Source organism: Aquaspirillum sp. (genome assembly GCF_055136605.1).
In genome coordinates, this window is record NZ_JBSQVP010000006.1 from 34,154 (window position 1) to 53,120 (window position 18,967).

Consider the following 18,967-nt stretch of genomic DNA (forward strand, 5'->3'; position numbering starts at 1 on the left):
GTTTTAGCCAATAACTGGCGGAGTGAGGTCAAAATGCTGATAAGCCAAGGCTGTTGCAACACGACCGCGAGGGGTACGTTGTAAATAACCCTGTTGAATTAAATACGGTTCGATCACGTCTTCAATCGTATCGCTCGCTTCACCAATCGCAGCGCCAACATTGTCTAAACCTACCGGACCACCGGCAAACTTATAAATAATGGCCTCAAGCAACTTGCGGTCCATAACGTCCAAACCCGCGCTATCAACATCTAACATCGACAACGCCGCATCCGCTACGGTTGCACTGACCACCCCATCGGCCCGCACATCCGCAAAATCACGAACCCGCCGCAGCAAACGATTGGCAATACGCGGTGTACCACGAGACCGACGAGCAATTTCATGCGCCCCTGCTGCTTCCATTTGCATTTCCAACAAATTGGCAGAGCGCGTCACAATTTGGGTTAATTCCTCATGGGTATAAAACTCCAACCGCGCCACAATGCCAAATCGGTCTCGCAGTGGGTTGGTTAACATACCCGCTCGCGTTGTTGCGCCCACCAAAGTAAACGGGGGCAAATCGATTTTCACTGAGCGTGCCGCAGGGCCCTCGCCGATCATGATGTCAATTTGAAAATCTTCTAACGCTGGGTATAGAATTTCTTCAACTACCGGCGATAAGCGGTGAATTTCATCAATAAACAGGACATCGTTCGGCTCAAGATTGGTCAGTAAAGCAGCTAAATCACCGGCTTTTTCTAATACTGGGCCAGAGGTTTGCCGCAAATTCACACCCAGTTCATAGGCGATAATATGCGCCAAAGTGGTCTTACCGAGGCCGGGAGGGCCAAATAGCAACACATGATCTAGGGCCTCACGGCGGCGTTTGGTGGCTTCAATAAAAATTTCTAATTGTTGGCGTGCCTTACGTTGCCCAACATACTCTTGCAATTGTTTTGGCCGTAACGCCCGTTCTAAGACTTCCTCTTGCCGCGATTGGGGCGCAGGACTGATCATACGGGGGGCTTGGCTGTGTAAAGAATCGGTTTCAATCATTGCACTGACTTTTCAAGTTTAAGAGAACAAACGCCGTCTGCGCGCAACAGGTGCCAGAAGTAAAAAGCCAGCAAAACAACTCATTGCTAAAGCCATGCCAGCGACCACGTCACTGATGTAATGCACCCCCAATAAAGGACGGGTCAACGCAGCCAACACCACCAAAATCAATAACAACAACATCACTGGCAAGCGTAACCAACGCGGTAATAATGGCCATAACCCATAGGCCAATAATGCCAATAACAAGGTCGTTGCAGTGGCGTGGCCACTGGGGAAAGCGCTGCCACTGGTTGAAATCGCTACCTCTAGCGTCGGTCTTGGTCGATCGAATGCAACTTTCAACAGGAAATTGATCAACCACCCACTGCCCAATAAAACCGGCGGCGCCCACCATAAACCACGCTGTTGTTTTGCAAACCACAGTCCTAATAGCAAAGACAAAGCAATCGATACGGCAGCACGCCCCAACCAGTCAATGGTCAAAGAAAAATGCCATGCCAAGGTAGCAATCGCCCCTTCACGCCACTGCATCCATTGCATACCCCACTGATCAATTTGCATTAACCAAGGTTGTTGACCTTGCCATGCCAATGCTAACCACATCACCAAAAATATCCCACTGACCAACATCCCACCACACCAGCGCCAGCGCGATTGCTGCCCTTGTCGATCGGAATAAAAAGACCACGTTGCCATAAGTTAGAGCTTTGCTAATTGTTTAAGGGCGAGACGGATACCCGCCCCAACCTCGATGTCAGTGGGTAATGTCTCAACCACCGCCAGTGCAGGTTTTTCTTGATACCCCAGTGCAATAAGGGCTTGTGTAATATCACCGTGGGCATTGGAAAGCGGCGCACTCGTTATCGTATCCGATGCGGTCAGCTTGCCACGTAATTCTAAAATCAGACGCTCAGCAGTTTTTTTACCCACGCCGGGGACAGAAGACAGCTTTTTCACATCGTCGGTTGCCAACGCTTGAGCCAGTTCTTGTTGTGATAGCGTCGAGAGGATGGCAAGTGCCATTTTGGCACCGATACCCGACACTTTGATCAGTTGGCGAAACGTGGCGCGTTCAGCCGCCGTGAGAAAACCGAATAGTAAATGGGCGTCTTCTCGGATCACCAAATGCGTATGCAGAGTGACGGTTTCTCCCAAAGCAGGCAGTTGTTCAAAACAGCGTAATGGCACGTCAATTTCATACCCCACCCCGTGCACATCCAATACTATCTGCGGTGCGTGTTTTTCTAATAACACACCGTGTAAACGTCCTATCATGACAACCTTTTCAAATCGGAAAAAAGACGTGCAGCCACAGCCCCACCGCCAGCAATAAGGGAGAAAGATGGGTTGCTAACAGCGTCGCGATAATCGCAGGGCGTAATGCCTGTGGTTGTGCTGCATGGCGCAGTAACTGTTGCCATGCAAAAAGAGATAACGGTAACGGTAGGGCCGCCAAACCTGCCCATACCGGCAATATCTGGTACAGGATAGCCGATAACAAGATGGCGTAGGCAACGACCGCCAATACACCATAACCCACTGCCGCCACTGCCAGCGGTAACCGAACGACCCAATGCCGCTTACCTGCCAATTGGTCTGCTTCACGGTCGGGGAATTGATTGAGGTAGAGCAACACCATCGCCAAGCCGCCAAAACTGCCACCCGCAGCCAATACGGCAGGTGATAAGGGCGCGCCAGCAACCCAGGCACAGCCGATAGGCAATAGGGCGAAACCCAGCCACACACACAGCTCGCCCAAACCACGACTGTTCAAACGCAAGGGTGGCATAGAATAGGCCCACGCCAGTCCCACCCCAATCAGCCCCCAAATCACCACACCGCTGCCACGCTGCCACCACAAATAGCCGCCTATCGCTGTTGCTGCCAACAGCAAAACCACGCCAAACAGTGTCATCTGTTGCACCGTCAAGACGTGGTTTTGAATAAAGCGGCTGCCGCCGGTAAAAGGAAATAAGCGGCGTTCATTGGCTGAGTCTGTACCATTATGGGCATCTGCCACATCGTTAATCACATTGGCCGCTGCATGTAACAACATCGCTCCCAGCATCGCCCATAGCAATAAAGCAAAGTCAGTGGCGTGGTGAAACTGTGCCAATGCCGCACCAAGGACACAAGCCACCACTGTCAGCGTGAGAAACGCTGGGCGCGTTGCAGCCCAGTAACGAGAGAGTGGATGCGAAAAATGCTCCGGCAAAGGTTCTTGTAATGGCACCGCACTCATACCCAACGTCCTCCTTTGACGGTTAATCCACGCGGCACCCGCGCTGCCATGGTGCGGTGATTGGCATGACACAAAGCAACCGCCAAGGCATCCGCTGCATCGGCCTGTGGCGTACCCGATAAACGCAAATGATGCACCACCATCGCCTGCACCTGTTCTTTTGCTGCTTTGCCATGGCCGACTACCGATTGCTTGACCTGTAGCGCGGTGTATTCATGAATTGGCAAACTCGCTAAGACCAAGGCTGATAACACCGCCCCTCGCGCCTGCCCCAACATCAAAGTTGCCGCAGGATTCACATTCACGAATACCTGCTCGACGGCGGCTTCATGCGGCGCGTACAACATCACCACTTCACTTAAGCCATCTAACAACACCTTGATGCGTTCCGGCAAAGTGGCCCCTTGAGGGGTGCGGATACACCCCGAGGCCACATAGCGGCGTTCTTGTCCGTGTAAGTCAATGACGCCAAACCCCGTGAGACGGCTGCCGGGGTCGATCCCCAAGACACGCACTGCGCTTATTGCCATGTGTTTGCCAATTGCTCGGCCTCTTGCAGACGCGCTACCGTTCCTACGTCCAACCACGGGCCAGCAAAATATTCCCCCGATACACGGCCTTGTGCCATCGCTTGCCGCAAGTAGGGGGCTAACTTGGCACGCTGTCCTGCAGCGACTGGCGCAAACAAATGGGGATGGTACAGGCCGATGCCGCTGAAGGTCAGAGTAGGTTGATCGATAACTTGCCCTTGGGCAGTCAACGAAAAATCACCCTCTGGATGATGAATTGGGTTATCCACTAACACCAAATGGGCAAGCCGGTCTGCCGGCCATGCTGCAAGCTGTGGCAATAGCGCAGCAAAAGGAAAACGGGTGCAGATATCGCCGTTGACCACCAGAAAAGGATGTTCACCCAACAACGGCAGTGCGGTGGCAATCCCTCCTGCCGTTTCTAGGCCATCGGCACCCTCATGGGAGTAAGCAATGTCGATACCCCAAGTTTGACCATTACCCAGTGCCTGCGGCAGCTGCGCACCTAACCAAGCGGTGTTAATCACCACCTCACGCACCCCTGCCGCCGCCAACGCTTCAAGGTGCCAAACAATCAACGGTTTGCCAGCCACTTTCAGCAACGGTTTAGGGGTATGGTCGGTGAGAGGGCGCATTCTTTCACCACGCCCAGCCGCCAAAATCATCGCCCGCATCAGAAGGTATACCCAACTTGTTCTTCAATCCCTGCCAGATCGCGCACAAGGGCACCCAATGGGCGCAATTCTTCGTAACGATTGCAGGTTTTGCGGATGTAATCGAGGAAGCGAGGGATTTCGGCCAAATATTTGCTCTTGCCATCACGATAGTGCAGACGAGCAAAGATACCGGCGACTTTCAAATGACGCTGCACACCCATCCACTCGAAATCACGCCAAAACTCATCAATCTGTTCTGGCACAGGTAAACCGGCTTTGCGAGCTTGTTCCCAATAACGCACCACACAATCCAACACCAATTCATCATCAAAACCGATGAAAGCATCACGGGTCAGAGACAGAATGTCATAGCTAATTGGGCCAACCACGGCATCTTGGAAATCCAACACCCCCGGGTTATGTTCGGCAGTCAGCATCAAATTGCGAACCGTGAAATCACGATGCACCGGCACCGCCGCTTGTTGGGTGATATTGGCCAACAAAATCGCAATACCGTCTTCCCATACTTGCTGTTCTTGTACTGTCAAAGGACGGTTGAGGTGTTTGGCAGCAAACCATTCGGGGAATAGCATCACCTCACGGCGCAATAAGGCCTCATCATAGGGAGGAAGTTGACTGCCATCCGCTTGTTGTAATGCCACCAAACTCTCAATTGCGTGGCCCAATAACAGGCGCACCTGTGGCAAGGCAGGATTGTTAAACGGGATGAAGCCGGCAAAGGGTGCGAAAACATCAAGATAGGTTTGTGAACCAAAGTCTTCTAGTAGTAAGAAACCTTGTTCCAACGATTGTGCTTGAATGCGTGGCGTATTGACCCCTGCGGCACGCAATAATTCAGCAATCCGCACAAATGGGCGACAATCTTCGTGTTCAGGTGGCGCATCCATCACAATAAAACTGTTACCTTGTGGCAAGCTAACACGGTGATAGCTGCGAAAACTGGCATCACTTGAAGCAGGGGCCACGGTAAAATCAGTATGACCAAGAACAGAAACTAACCAAGTTTGCATCAAAGAGGTACGAGACATGGGGGCTTTCGTTGCGAGAAGAAAGGATTTATGCGATTTTATCCGCCTTTGATTTTTGCCGCACGGCATCTACACCAGATTGCGTCCTATCCTATGCCCCGTCTCCGCCCTGTTGTGCTTGCCGTCTGTACGGCATTTTTACTGCCCGTGTCTGTTTATGCTGATGATCCGGTGCTGGTCACCGCGCCGCCAGCCGTCGATGGACAGATCACCGTTGAAGCCGATCATATTGAAGGGGTGGTAGAACAACGACTCCATGCCAAAGGGCAGGTGAAAATCCAACGTGGGCAAGAGCAGGTGGAAGCCGACTGGCTCGATTACTACCAAAATCGACAGCGTGTGGTTGCCGGTGATCGTGTGCGAGTAGAACGTAACGGCGATGTGCTCACGGGAACGACCTTAGACTATGTATTTGATCCTGCGGCAGAACAAGGGGTACTGCACCAAGCGGATATCCGCGTCAGTGAACGTAAATTGCGTGCTGATGCTGCTGTTGCACGGTTATATGGCCAAAAACGCTATGGGCTAGAACAAGCCCGTGTCACCACCTGTGCCCCCGGCAATGATGATTGGTATATCCGAGCTCGACAGATTGATGTCGATTATCAAGCCAATGTCGGGGTGGCACGCGATGGGGTGCTTGAATTTCATGGCATACCCATTCTGTATTCGCCTTATCTTGATTTCCCCGTCAATGGCAACCGTAAAAGTGGTTTCTTAGCCCCAACCTTCGCTTCACGCAGCGATGCTGGCGCAGACTTCCGCCTGCCGTACTATTTTAATTTGGCACCGAATTACGATTTGACATTGGCACCGCGTATTCTGTCACGGCGTGGCTTGATGTTGGGTGGCGAGTTCCGTTACTTGCAACCTGACTACAAAGGCTTTATTTCTGGTGAGTATCTGCCAGACGATCAGCTCTCCCAACAAGACCGCTATGCCCTGCGTTTTGAGCATGAACAAAAACTGCGTTCCGATTTACTGTTCAGTGCACGGGTCAACTATGCCTCGGATGATGACTATTTCCGCGACTTCGGTAATCGTGCCAGTCTGGCCGACAATGTAAATTTGGTACGCGAAGCAGTGTTGACATGGCTTCCCGGGTTTGGGGTGGGGCAACTGCGTATTCAACGCTATCAAACGCTGCAAGATCGTATTGCAAAAATTGATGCACCCTACTCGCGGCTGCCTCAAATCACCTTTTCCACTGCTCAAACTTTACTTTATGGTTTTGAATTGAGTTTTAACAGTGAATATGTCGATTTTGCCCACGACACCAAACGAGAAGGACAGCGGCTCACCCTCCAGCCAAGCATCAGCCTACCGTTACGCACCAGCTATGCCCATCTGATCCCCAAAATCAGCCTGAACTATCGCCAGTATCAACTGGATCGTTTCCAACAACAGGCGGCTACCAATAAAAGTTTTTTCACCCCAACTTTCTCGCTCGATGCTGGCTTACAACTTGAACGTGAAGCGACTTTCTTTGGTGATCAGGCCATTCAAACCTTAGAACCACGATTGCTATATGTGCGAACACCATACCGCAATCAAGATATGTTGCCGTTGTTTGATACCACGGAAAACAGCTTCGATTTTGCACAGATGTTCGCCGAAAATCGCTTTTCTGGTGGAGATCGATTAAGTGATGCGAATACCCTCACCGCAGCACTGACGACACGGTTTATTGACCAAGACAGCGGTGTAGAGCGTTTCCGCCTTGGTATTGGTCAACGCTATGTCTTCACCGATCAAAAAGTCACTTTGACGGGGCTACCAGATGAACGCAAACGTTCTGACTTTTTAGCCAGCGTTGGCGGCCAAATTTTCCGTCACACCACACTGCAAGCCACCTATCAATACAACACCGAACTGCGGAAGACCGAGCGCTATGCCGTCGATTTGCGCTATCAACCTGCCGCCGGTAAAACCTTATCAGCCCGCTATCGCTATGGTCGCAATGAGTTGTTCTTTAACACGCAAACCCGCGATACCCTGCGCCAGCTCGATATTGCAGCCCAATGGCCGGTGGCCCGCAATTGGTATGTGGTTGCCCGTGAAAACTACTCACTGCGCGATAAACGCTCGCTGGAACATTTGCTAGGGGTGGAATACCACGCCGATTGCTGGGCAATCCGTGCGGTGGGTCAACGCTATGTCAGTGGTGTTAACCAATCTTCTAACGGTGTCTTCTTACAACTCGAACTTAACGAGCTAGGCGGTTTAGGCTCTAATCCTTTAGAAACTCTGCGCTTAGCCATTCCCGGTTACAGCAAAATCAATGAACCCGAAGGGCTCGCACCATGATTACCACTCGTCTTTCTACGCTTTGCCTTGCTTTATGTCTCTCTGCCAGTGTTTGGGCAGCACAACCCCAGCCGGTACGAACCGTTGACCGGATTATTGCCGTGGTCAATAAAAGCGTGATTACAGAACGCGGCTTAAACGATCGTGTTTTACAAGCAAAACAAAATTTACAGCGACAAAATGTGCCAGCACCGGCAGATAACCAATTACGAGCACAGGTGTTGGAACGCATGATCAGCGAAGAAGCGCAAATGCAGTATGCCTATAACAATGGTGTGCGCTTAGATGAACAAGAGCTAGAACAAACCATCGACCGCCTCGCAGCGGCCAATCAACTCAGTCCCGAGGCATTTCGGCAAAAACTCAAACAACAAGGCATTCAATATCAAACTTTCCGTGAAGACGTACGCCGCGAAGTCATTATGCAGCGTTTACGCGAACGCGAGATTGACGGCAAAGTGGCCGTCAGCGATTCCGAAGTGGATGCGTTCCTCAACAGTGCGGTCAACGTAGGCCGCAGCGAATATCGCTTGGCGCATATTTTGATTGCGGTGCCCGAAACCGCTACACCTGCCCAAGTTGAACAAAAAGCTAAACGCGCAGAAGAAGCCGCCAATCGCTTAAAACAAGGGGCCAACTTCGCCCAAGTCGCAGCCAGTTATTCTGATGCCGCTGATGGTTTGTCTGGCGGTGAACTCGGTTGGCGACCTGCATCGCGACTGCCACCGCCTTTTGTTGAGGTGTTGAACAGTTTGGAGCGTAACCAAACTAGCCGTGTATTACGCTCTGCCTCTGGCTTTCATATTTTTAAATTATTGGATAAACGCAGCCGTGGTGAAGCGCAGTTAGTCGAACAAGTACACGCCCGCCACATTCTGATTAAAGTCAGTGATAGCGTTGGAGATAAAGAAGCTAAACAACGCTTAGATGAAGTGCAACAGCGTTTAGCGCAGGGCATGAGTTTTGTCGAAGCAGCGCGCCGTTATTCAGAAGATGGTAGCGCATCACGCGGTGGTGATTTGGGTTGGCTCAGCCCAGGTGATACCGTGCCTGAGTTTGAAAAAGTGATGTATAGCTTGGCACCCAATAAGATCAGTGCACCGGTACGGTCGATGTTTGGTTGGCATTTAATCGAAGTGATTGAAAAACGCCGCCAAGATTTAGGCTCTGAACGGGAACGAGCACAAATTCGCCAAGAATTAAAAGCGCGTAAAGCAGAACAGCAATACCAAGACTGGCAACGCCAACTGCGTGATTCGACCTATATCGAAAACCATTTGAACGACGAAACAAACTCATGAACCACGCATGGCTTGCAATCACAGCAGGGGAACCAGCAGGGATTGGCCCTGACCTGCTGTTACAACTGATTCGCCATCCTGCCGCCGCGCATTCAGTGTTGTTGGCTGATATCGAGGTCTTGTCGGCGCGTGCCGCCCAGCTTGGGCAAACAGTGCAATGGATGCCATGGACGGAGACCGCCGAGCCACAAGCGCTACCAGACAATCACCTGTGGGTGGCGCATCATCCGGTGGCAGCGCCCGTGATAGCAGGCCAGCTCAACCGTGCCAATGCCGCCCATGTATTGGCCCTGTTGGAAACCGCGTGCGCGGGCTGTCTCAGTAGCCGCTTTGCTGCCATGGTAACGGCGCCGGTTCACAAAGGCGTTATTAACGATGCCGGCGTGCCTTTCAGTGGTCATACCGAATGGCTGGCCGAGCGCACAGGCACACCGCTGGTGGTGATGATGTTAGTTGGCAGCGGCATGCGCGTGGCGCTGGCTACCACCCATCTGCCGCTACGAGCAGTGGCAGATGCCATTACACCGGAGGGATTAGCGCAGGTACTTCGCATTACCTATGCCGATTTACAGCAAAAATTTGGCATCCGCCAACCACGATTGTTAGTTGCAGGCTTGAATCCACATGCAGGAGAAGGCGGCCATTTAGGCCGCGAAGAGCTTGATGTCATCATCCCGGTGTTAACCCAACTGCGGCAGGAAGGGATGGACTTGGTGGGCCCTTTACCAGCAGATACCCTGTTTCAAGAAAAATACTTGCAACAAGCCGATGCCGTGTTAGCGATGTATCACGATCAGGGGTTACCGGTGTTAAAACATGCCAGCTTTGGGCAAGGGGTGAACATCACATTAGGGCTGCCGATTATTCGCACATCAGTGGATCATGGCACCGCCCTCGATTTGGCAGGACGCGGCCAAGCCGAAGCTGGCAGTTTGTGGGCAGCGGTCGATTTGGCGTGGCAATTAGTGAAACAACGACAATAGCAGTTAAATTTTCATTATATTTAATATATTTTCACTTTTATAAACTTCATTTGCGGATAAGCAAGGACGCAGTATCATTAACTGTATTTTTTAGGTATTGTCGATACAATCTCATACTCTTGTTTAACTGATTAGCCTTCTAACGCAGAGCTCGACGATCATGCTAGATAATGATACCGCCTTGGTTATCGATGATTCCCACGCCACACGTAAAGCCGTGTGCAGCATTCTGCGTGAGCAATTACATTGCCAACAGATTTTAGAAGCAGAAGACGGCCAAACAGGGTTAGCCCTGCTGCGCAATCACCATGAACGGGTCGATTGGATTTTTTGCGATTGGGACATGCCTCGCATGAATGGAGATGAAGTATTAACGGCGGTGCGCTCCGACCCCAATACCGCACACTTGCCCTTTATTATGATCACCACCCGTTCTGACCGTGACTCCTTGGTCTCAGCGGTTCAGCTTGGGGTATCGGCCTATATTGTTAAGCCGTTTAACGCCAAGACTGTCATTGACAAAGTGATGATGCTGCACAACAAGATGGACCGCCGCAATGCCGATCGTGTCCAAACTGTCAGTGAATTGCCATTGACTTTGCACTTTGCCGACAATCGCGACCTCGAAGCAGCGATGCTCGATATTTCGCTCTCTGGCATGTTGACGATGGTATCGGCGGAACAAGCGCGTGGCATTTGTGTGTTTGATGATGGTGAAGCCAAAATTGAAACCAAGCTTGCCGAGCGAGAAAAACTGCTTTTACCCATACAAATCATTCGCTTAGAAGCGGACCCGATGGCACCGGGGAAAACCGATATGATCCGTATTGCCCTGCGTTTTCGGCCGATGGAAAAGGAAATTCGCACCCATCTGGCCGACTTTATTGAGCATTTAGCGCGGGAATGAACGGTTTTCACACTGCAACGCAGCAAGATTGGGGTAACATCGCGGTTTTCTGCTTTTTGCCTGTACGGATATGACCGCGACTCTCCCAGTGCAACGCCTCCGCGAAATACCTTATAACTACACTTCCTTCTCCGACCGAGAAATTGTCGTTCGTCTGTTAGGCGAAGAGATGTGGTCCCTGCTCAATAGCTTACGCAGTGAACGCCGCACCGGTCGTTCAGCGCGGATGTTGTTTGAAGTGCTGGGAGATATTTGGGTTGTCGAGCGCAACCCCTACTTGCAAGATGATCTATTGGAAAACCGTGCCCGCTTAGATGCGTTGGTTCAAGCCATGGGTCATCGTTTAGCAGAAATTGCCAAACGCCGCAGCGGTAACGACCGCGTTCATGCTCTACTCGCTGCCGCCGAACAAGCCGTCGTCAACTTTGCACGCCGTTTTGATGAAACGGCACAACTACGGCAAAAAGTGCTCACCCGCATGGGTTCGCTGACCCGCCGCGATAATATCTGTTTCGATGGCCTAGCCCGTGTCTCGCACGCCACCGACGCCACCGACTGGCGGATTGAATTCCCATTTGTGGTGTTAAATCCCGATAGCGAAGCCGAAATTGCCCCCTTGGTCGCCGCCTGTATTGAGCTTGGCCTCACCATCATTCCGCGAGGCGGTGGCACCTGTTATACCGGTGGTGCCATTCCACTCACGCCCTATTCTGCCGTGATTAACACGGAAAAACTCGATCAACACCAAGGGGTGGAATATATCGAGTTACCCGGTTTAACCGGCACCCACGCCACCATTCAATGTGGCGCAGGGGTGGTCACGGCGCGGGTGTCAGAAACCGCCGGCGCCAATGGCTTAGTGTTTGCGGTTGACCCGACCTCTGCCGAGGCTTCCTGTATTGGGGGCAATGTCGCCATGAATGCCGGCGGCAAAAAGGCGGTGTTATGGGGCACTGCCTTAGACAACCTCGCTTCATGGAAAATGGTCGATCCCGATGGTAACTGGCTGTTTATTGAACGGGTTGGCCACAACTACGGCAAAATTCATGATGTTGATGTGGCACAGTTCCGCATCACACGGTTTACCCCCGATGGACTCACCCAACTGAGCCAACAGACATTAGACATCCCGGGCGCCTCGTTCCGTAAAGTTGGCTTGGGTAAAGATGTCACCGATAAATTTTTATCTGGACTCCCCGGCGTACAAAAAGAAGGCACCGATGGCATTATCACCAGTGCCCGCTTTGTCCTCCACCGGATGCCAAAACACACCCGTACCGTGTGCTTAGAATTTTTTGGTACGGTGGCTCAAGCCACACCAGCAATTGTTGAAATTACCGATTTGTTTAAGCCCGAAGGCGCAGGTACCGCTGCTGGGGTGAAATTAGCCGGTTTGGAACATTTAGATTGGCGCTATGTTCGGGCAGTGGGGTATGCCACCAAAGCCAAGTCGAAAGGCCGCCCAAAAATGGTGTTGATCGCCGATATTGTGTCGGATGATGAAAACGCTGTGGGTGACATGGCCAGCCAAATTGTACGTTTGGCAAATGCACGGGCCGGTGAGGGCTTTATTGCCGTTACCCCCGAGGCACGCAAAAAATTCTGGCTCGACCGCAGCCGTACCGCCGCCATTGCCCGTCATACCAATGCCTTCAAAATCAATGAAGATGTGGTCATTCCACTGCCACGGTTGGGGGATTACTCGGATGGGATTGAGCGTATCAATATCGAGCTCTCGATCAGCAATAAAATCAAACTACTGGAACAACTCGCGGCTTTCTTTCATGGCCGGTTGCCGGTGGATAAATTGGGCTCGAATCTGCCCTCGACTGAGCTCATCGGTGATCGCCGTAATAGTGCCTTGGAATTGATCGAGGCAGTGCGTGAACGGTGGCAATGGATTTTGCAAGGCTTAGATCAACCCTTCAGTGAATACCGCACGCGCTATCCAGAAGCGCCGCTAGAAAATGTGACGCCACCAGAACCACCGCAAACGGTCTTCCACGCCTTGCGTGATTTTCTGTTGCGGGTCAGTTGGAAACACGAGTTGCTGGCCGACTTAGAGTCGATGTTTGGTGGCAAAACCGATGCACCGATGATGGAAGCTATCCGCGCCATTCATCAGCGCGTTCTGCGTGGACGGGTGTTTGTGGCATTACACATGCACGCCGGCGATGGTAATGTCCACACCAATATTCCGGTCAACTCCGATGACTACGACATGCTCCAAACCGCCCACCGCGCAGTGGAACGGATTATGGTATTGGCGCGCGGCCTCAACGGTGTCATCTCAGGAGAACATGGAATTGGCATTACCAAGCTTGAATTCCTCACCGATGACGAGCTGGCCCCATTTATCGAATATAAAAAACGGATTGACCCGAACGGACACTTTAATAAAGGCAAGCTGCATCGTGGGGCAGATTTAAGCAATGCCTATACCCCTTCGTTTGAACTGTTGGGGGCAGAATCGCTGATTTTAGAGCAATCCGATCTTGGGCAAATTTCCTATTCGGTGAAAGACTGTTTGCGTTGCGGTAAATGTAAACCTGTTTGTTCCACGCACGTCCCGCGCGCCAACTTGCTCTATTCGCCACGCAATAAAATTTTAGGCGTGGGTCTACTCACTGAGGCGTTCTTATACGAAGAACAAACTCGTCGTGGTGTGAGTTTTAAACACTTCGATGAACTGGCTGATGTGGCCGACCATTGCACCGTGTGTCATAAGTGCGTCAACCCTTGCCCAGTGAAAATCGACTTTGGTGATGTGTCGATGGCTATGCGTAATTTCTTACGCAAAGCCGGCAAGCGCAAGTTCAATCTCGGCACCGCGGCGGCAATGGCATTCCTCAATGCAAAAGATCCTTCGACGATTAAGCTCTTGCGTAAAGGGGTGATTGAACTTGGCTATAAAGCACAACGCTTTGGCCATGAAGTCGCCAAAAAAGCCGGCTTGGCACAACAACAAACGCAGACCCCACCCGCCACCGTCGGTAAATTGCCGGTGAAAGCGCAAGTAATTCAATTTATCAATCGTCCGATGCCCGGTAATTTGCCGAAGAAAACGGCACGCGCTTTATTGGATATTGAAGATAGCAATATCGTGCCAGTCATTCGCAATCCACAATTGGCTAACGAAGACAGCGAAGCAGTATTCTATTTCCCGGGCTGTGGCTCCGAGCGTTTGTTCTCACAAGTCGGCCTCGCAACACAAGCCATGCTGTGGCATGTTGGTGCGCAAACAGTGTTGCCGCCGGGCTATTTGTGCTGCGGTTATCCACAAAATGCCAGTGGACAGGCAGACAAAGGTGAAAAAATCACCACCGAAAACCGTGTGCTGTTCCATCGTGTGGCCAATACCTTAAATTATCTCGACATCAAAACCGTGGTGGTCAGCTGTGGTACCTGTTATGACCAGCTGGCAAAATATGAATTTGAGCAGATTTTCCCCGGCTGTCGCATCGTTGATATTCACGAATATCTGATGGAAAAAGGCGTGAAATTGGAAGGGGTGAATGGGGTGAAATATCTCTATCACGATCCCTGCCACACACCGATGAAACAACAATCGCCGATTAAAACCGTACAGGCTTTGGTTGGTGCCGAGGCGGTTTTATCCGACCGTTGCTGTGGTGAATCGGGCACCTTGGCAGCAACACGACCTGATGTATCCAATCAAGTCCGTTTCCGCAAAGCAGAGGAAATCCAAAAAGGTCTGGCTACCTTGGCCCCAGCCGCCACCGAGCAAGTTAAAATTTTGACCTCCTGCCCCTCCTGTTTACAAGGCCTCAATCGCTATGGCCCTGAATCGGGGACAGAAGCTGATTACATCGTCATCGAACTGGCACGGCATGTTTTGGGTGAAAATTGGTTGCAGTCTTATATTGAGAAGGCACGTCAAGGGGGGATTGAGCGTGTGTTGTTATAAGGAAAGTTGGCCATGCCTATGAACCCACCTGAATTGCTAGAGTGGCTACGCGATTTTCAGGGCATCATCGGTGCCTTGTTCGGTAGCACCCTAACTTATTATGTGTTGCGGGGGTTTTCGCGGCGCGAGGAACAACGGGCAAAACGGGAAGCATGGCTGGTTATCGTAGGCGAGTTGGCTTCGTATTCCACCTTTGCCGAAGCCCTCTTGGGCCCACAACGTACCTCACGTAATTCTGGTGAATTGGCCAAGGCCATCCACAGTATTTTGCGGATGGCACCGGTGCAAACCTTTCATGAAAGCAGCTTTGCTGCCCTGATGCTGGAACAACCAGCGGTTTGTCGTGAATTACAACGCTTTTTGTTGAAGGTACGTGCCACATCGAGTTTGGCAGATACTTTACGCTATGAAATCGTTGCAATGGCCAATCCAGAGAAACCGCCTAATATCGACCGCTGTGCTGGTTTATTAGAAGCCCTGATTGTGCAATACCGTGAAACTGGTGCACTCGCCACCGAGGTTATTCGGTTGATTGATAAAGTGGTGTTTAAAGGGAAATTAGGTGATCCTGTGGCACATATTCCAGCCGGCCACATCATGCAGCAGCAGTTGGTGACGCAGAAGGGGTAATGTAATGCCAAACGTGTGTCCACTGTGCCACGCCACAGGGGGTGAATTGTTGTATCAAGATGAAAAACTGCGGGTAGTTTGGGTCACCGATGAACCAGACTATCCGTGGTTTATACGGGTGATTTGGCAGCAGCATGTGGCCGAGATGACTGATTTATCCGCAGAAGATCGTGATTATTTGCTAAGTTGGGTGTGGAAGGTGGAACAGGCGATGCGTGAGGTCGCCATGCCAGATAAAATTAACCTAGCCAGCCTAGGCAATATGGTGCCCCATTTACATTGGCATCTCATCGCACGCTATCAAACCGACCGCCACTTCCCCGCCCCCATCTGGGTTCCTGCCCCAGATCGCCCCTATCAACGCCCAAACCTTGATGCCGCTACGCGGGACATTTTCATCAAAAAAATTCTAGATCAGTAGCGTGGTGGGCATGATTTTGTGTCTATGAAACAAACCAAATGGGTACACCGACAAAAGGTGGGCACAAAAGCAGTGTCTACCTTCATCTTCAAAGAAGAATAATTAGGGGCACCTACGAAGCGCCCCTAATTGGATTTAATAAATTTTTGTTAATCACTAATTATTAGGCGGTAATTTTCTGACGTTGAAAGTGCTTACGCTATCGCGTAATTCTTCTGCCACAGCGCGAATTTCGGTGGCTAAGACCAACGACTGTTTCACCAACTCATCATTAGCCTGTGCGCTATGTGCAACGTCTTCCACTTGCTGACCGATTAAATCAGTTGCAGCTAATTGGGCATTGATCGCCTGTGCAATTTCTTGCACCGCTTGTGCCACTTGTTCCGAAGAATGGGTGATACGGCTAATCGCCTCGCCAGCATCCCCCGCTACCCCCACACTTTGCCCCACCTGACTGACCAAACTACTCATACTCAATAGCGCAGAATCTTTACTTTGCGCCATATCAGCAATCATATTCTGAATTTCGTTAGTGGATGTCGCCGTCCGTTCGGCCAATTTACGAACTTCATCCGCCACCACCGCAAAACCCCGTCCTTGCTCACCCGCCCGTGCAGCCTCAATCGCTGCATTCAATGCTAACAAGTTGGTTTGTTCGGCAATTTCTTTAATCACATTTGCAATGCCAGCAATACGGTCGGTTTGTTGACCCAACTTATCAATATCAGCAGACGTTACCTGAATCACTTCGGACATCCGACGCATATCTTGTACCGTCCGAATCATCACCTGACCACTCTCCCGCGCTTCGCTGGCGGAAGTTTTCGACAAGGTTTCACCACGCACAGCAAACGAAGCAACGGTATTAAAGCTATCAGTGAGATGTTTTACTTCGCTGCTAATCCGTTGTGCAGAGTCGCTTTGACGGGCTGAATGTTCCGCAACGGTTTGTGAGGCGTGGTGTAACGAGGCACAGTTATCGTGTACCGTTACCGCATGTTCAGCAATGCCACGCATCAAGCGGCGGAATTTGGTTTGCATTTCCACCACTGAATTAAACAGCTTGCTATGCGCCTGAGCGCCTTCAATCTCAATTTGCGCCGCTAAATCACCATTTGACATCACTTGCGCCAACATCGACACCGCCGCGCTTTCAATCGCCTCTTGCCGCATGCGAATCGACATCACAACTAACATGGCGGTTTCCAACACCACAAACAGGGCATGAATCGACACCGTCCAAAATTGGGTACCTTCGGGATAAGCCCAAACGGGGAATTGCTGTGCTTCTAGCCAAAAGAACACCAGATGATGAACAGCAATTAACACCGCCGCCACCACAATCGGTAACCAGTCACGGTAATACAGCAAAAAGGCAAGGAAACAGAAAATAGCAAAGTGCATTTCAATCAGACCGTGTGCCTGATGAATAAACAATGCGGAAAAAATCATAAAAGAAGCAGCAACGGCAATGCGTGTGGCCAAGGCTCCTTGCGGGCTCAGTCGCATAATAACGAAAGGCATCGCTGCCGCAGGGAGGCCAATTAACAGCGCCTCTAACCACGTGCCATACCATGTTGCCAAACCCAAACTGGCGAGGAACAGCACTGCCAACACCGGCATAAAAATCAAATCGGCTTTATGGCGCGATTGATTCAAATGCCCTGCAATGGAAATTGTGTCGTTATTCATGCTTAACCCTTCGTTATCATGCTTTGAGGGGTGATACAAAAGCTGGCTGGGAGACCATCACGCCATGCCAACCACCATAAGCTACCGAAGCTATATCCCAACCACAATATCAATAGCATCACAATATACTTAGTACGTCGAGAAGATTTCATGTTTTATCCCGAAAACACAAATTTACTGCCTTTTTACACGAAAGCAGCATGATTTTCACGTTCATTTATTAAAAACAACAAATTTTTTCAGGTTCATTTTACAAATCAATAGAATAGATATTCAAGTTCTAGCCAGCATTCACGCCTTGCCACCGACTGTGTTAGCTTTCGCTCCTTTTTTGCAAAGGCTTCTTTCATGTTACGTGTTGTTTCAGCCAATCTAAATGGCATTCGCTCTGCTGCAAGCAAAGGATTTTTTGAATGGATGACCCGTAGTGATGCCGATATTGTTTGTGTGCAAGAGCTCAAGGCACAAGCGGCCGACCTCACCGAAAGCATGAAGCATCCAGCGGGGTATCATGGTTTTTTCCATCATGCAGAGAAAAAAGGGTATTCGGGCGTAGGTCTCTACTGTCGTCAAACACCGGATCGGGTGATCTATGGCATGGGACATGAACGGTTTGATGCCGAGGGTCGGTTTATCCGAGCCGATTTCGGCATGTTATCGGTGATCTCAGTTTATTTACCCTCGGGTTCATCAAGCGAGGAAAGACAACAGGCGAAATTTGAATTTTTAGCTGCTTTTCAACCGTTATTACAGATGATGCAGCAAGAACAACGACAATTTGTAATTTGTGGTGATTGGAATATCGCGCATCAGGAAATCGATCTGAAAAATTGGAAGGGCAATCTCAAAAACTCGGGATTTTTACCCGAGGAGAGGCAATGGCTCACCGATTTGTATGCCAGTGGTTGGGTTGATGTCTATCGTCAGTGCTATCCCACCGCCGGCGAGGAAGGCTATACATGGTGGAGCAATCGCGGCCAAGCGTATGCCAATAATGTTGGTTGGCGGATTGATCTACAAGTCGCCACCCCCGCTATCGCTGCCCAAGCCACACAGGGTTATGTCTATAAAGAGCAGAAATTCTCCGACCACGCGCCATTGGTGCTGGATTACCTCGATATGCCGTAAATGAATACGGATTTTTGCTGATTTGAGCAAAGATAACGTCGCTATTCATGCACTGCAGCAAAGACATAAAAGCTCATGGTATCCTTGTCGCATTTTTCATCGTTGAGCTTGGATACCATGAGCGATTTTCGTCAAGATTTCATTCGTTTTGC

General features: G+C 50.7%; 16 protein-coding genes. 8 read left to right on the plus strand and 8 right to left on the minus strand.

The window, feature by feature from the left end:
- Positions 1-3: 3 nt before the first annotated feature.
- Genes ruvB through ACTBZS_RS02270 form a run of 7 tightly spaced genes read right to left on the minus strand, consistent with a single transcriptional unit; the run spans position 4 to position 5,518 of the window.
- Positions 4-1,038 carry a Holliday junction branch migration DNA helicase RuvB gene (gene ruvB, locus ACTBZS_RS02240; RefSeq protein ID WP_460430319.1) on the minus strand — a complete coding sequence of 345 codons (1,035 nt, stop codon included), beginning with the start codon at positions 1,036-1,038 and terminating at the stop codon, positions 4-6.
- A gap of 18 nt (positions 1,039-1,056) precedes the next feature.
- Entirely contained in the window at positions 1,057-1,737 is a 681-nt protein-coding gene (locus ACTBZS_RS02245; RefSeq protein ID WP_463043148.1) for a phosphatase PAP2 family protein, read from the minus strand.
- A gap of 3 nt (positions 1,738-1,740) precedes the next feature.
- Positions 1,741-2,316 (minus strand): Holliday junction branch migration protein RuvA, encoded by a 576-nt coding sequence (ruvA, locus tag ACTBZS_RS02250; RefSeq protein ID WP_460430321.1) that lies wholly within the window; start codon positions 2,314-2,316, stop codon positions 1,741-1,743.
- A gap of 10 nt (positions 2,317-2,326) precedes the next feature.
- Complete coding sequence (locus ACTBZS_RS02255) at positions 2,327-3,283, minus strand: UbiA family prenyltransferase (protein ID WP_463043149.1); 957 nt, start codon at positions 3,281-3,283, stop codon at positions 2,327-2,329.
- Positions 3,280-3,813: a crossover junction endodeoxyribonuclease RuvC gene (gene ruvC, locus ACTBZS_RS02260; protein ID WP_460430323.1), complete on the minus strand. Its 534-nt coding sequence runs from the start codon at positions 3,811-3,813 to the stop codon at positions 3,280-3,282. The genes ACTBZS_RS02255 and ruvC overlap by 4 nt, the downstream gene beginning before the upstream one ends.
- Complete coding sequence (gene murU / locus ACTBZS_RS02265) at positions 3,804-4,487, minus strand: N-acetylmuramate alpha-1-phosphate uridylyltransferase MurU (protein WP_463043150.1); 684 nt, start codon at positions 4,485-4,487, stop codon at positions 3,804-3,806. Before murU ends, ruvC begins: the two co-directional genes overlap by 10 nt.
- Positions 4,487-5,518 (minus strand): aminoglycoside phosphotransferase family protein, encoded by a 1,032-nt coding sequence (locus ACTBZS_RS02270; RefSeq protein WP_022654235.1) that lies wholly within the window; start codon positions 5,516-5,518, stop codon positions 4,487-4,489. Before ACTBZS_RS02270 ends, murU begins: the two co-directional genes overlap by 1 nt.
- A 30-nt stretch (positions 5,519-5,548) precedes the next feature.
- Between ACTBZS_RS02270 and ACTBZS_RS02275 the strand changes: the two genes are divergently transcribed.
- From ACTBZS_RS02275 to ACTBZS_RS02305, 7 genes are all read left to right on the plus strand, one after another.
- Positions 5,549-7,825: an LPS-assembly protein LptD gene (locus ACTBZS_RS02275; RefSeq protein WP_463043151.1), complete on the plus strand. Its 2,277-nt coding sequence runs from the start codon at positions 5,549-5,551 to the stop codon at positions 7,823-7,825.
- Positions 7,822-9,126 carry a peptidylprolyl isomerase gene (locus ACTBZS_RS02280; RefSeq protein WP_463043152.1) on the plus strand — a complete coding sequence of 435 codons (1,305 nt, stop codon included), beginning with the start codon at positions 7,822-7,824 and terminating at the stop codon, positions 9,124-9,126. Before ACTBZS_RS02275 ends, ACTBZS_RS02280 begins: the two co-directional genes overlap by 4 nt.
- Positions 9,123-10,109, plus strand: a complete 987-nt coding sequence (gene pdxA / locus ACTBZS_RS02285; RefSeq protein ID WP_463043153.1) for a 4-hydroxythreonine-4-phosphate dehydrogenase PdxA — start codon at positions 9,123-9,125, stop codon at positions 10,107-10,109. Before ACTBZS_RS02280 ends, pdxA begins: the two co-directional genes overlap by 4 nt.
- 160 nt (positions 10,110-10,269) lie before the next feature.
- Positions 10,270-11,016 (plus strand): response regulator, encoded by a 747-nt coding sequence (locus ACTBZS_RS02290; protein WP_460430328.1) that lies wholly within the window; start codon positions 10,270-10,272, stop codon positions 11,014-11,016.
- A 70-nt stretch (positions 11,017-11,086) separates the two neighbouring features.
- Entirely contained in the window at positions 11,087-14,944 is a 3,858-nt protein-coding gene (locus tag ACTBZS_RS02295; protein ID WP_463043154.1) for a DUF3683 domain-containing protein, read from the plus strand.
- A gap of 12 nt (positions 14,945-14,956) precedes the next feature.
- Positions 14,957-15,574 (plus strand): hypothetical protein, encoded by a 618-nt coding sequence (locus ACTBZS_RS02300; protein WP_460430330.1) that lies wholly within the window; start codon positions 14,957-14,959, stop codon positions 15,572-15,574.
- Between the two features lie 4 nt (positions 15,575-15,578).
- Positions 15,579-15,995, plus strand: coding sequence for an HIT family protein (locus tag ACTBZS_RS02305; protein WP_463043155.1), 417 nt, complete (start codon positions 15,579-15,581; stop codon positions 15,993-15,995).
- 156 nt (positions 15,996-16,151) lie between these two features.
- Here the strand turns inward: ACTBZS_RS02305 and ACTBZS_RS02310 are convergent, their stop codons facing one another.
- Complete coding sequence (locus ACTBZS_RS02310; RefSeq protein WP_463043156.1) at positions 16,152-17,687, minus strand: methyl-accepting chemotaxis protein; 1,536 nt, start codon at positions 17,685-17,687, stop codon at positions 16,152-16,154.
- A 348-nt stretch (positions 17,688-18,035) separates the two neighbouring features.
- Between ACTBZS_RS02310 and ACTBZS_RS02315 the strand changes: the two genes are divergently transcribed.
- Entirely contained in the window at positions 18,036-18,815 is a 780-nt protein-coding gene (locus ACTBZS_RS02315) for an exodeoxyribonuclease III (protein WP_460430334.1), read from the plus strand.
- Positions 18,816-18,967 lie beyond the last annotated feature (152 nt).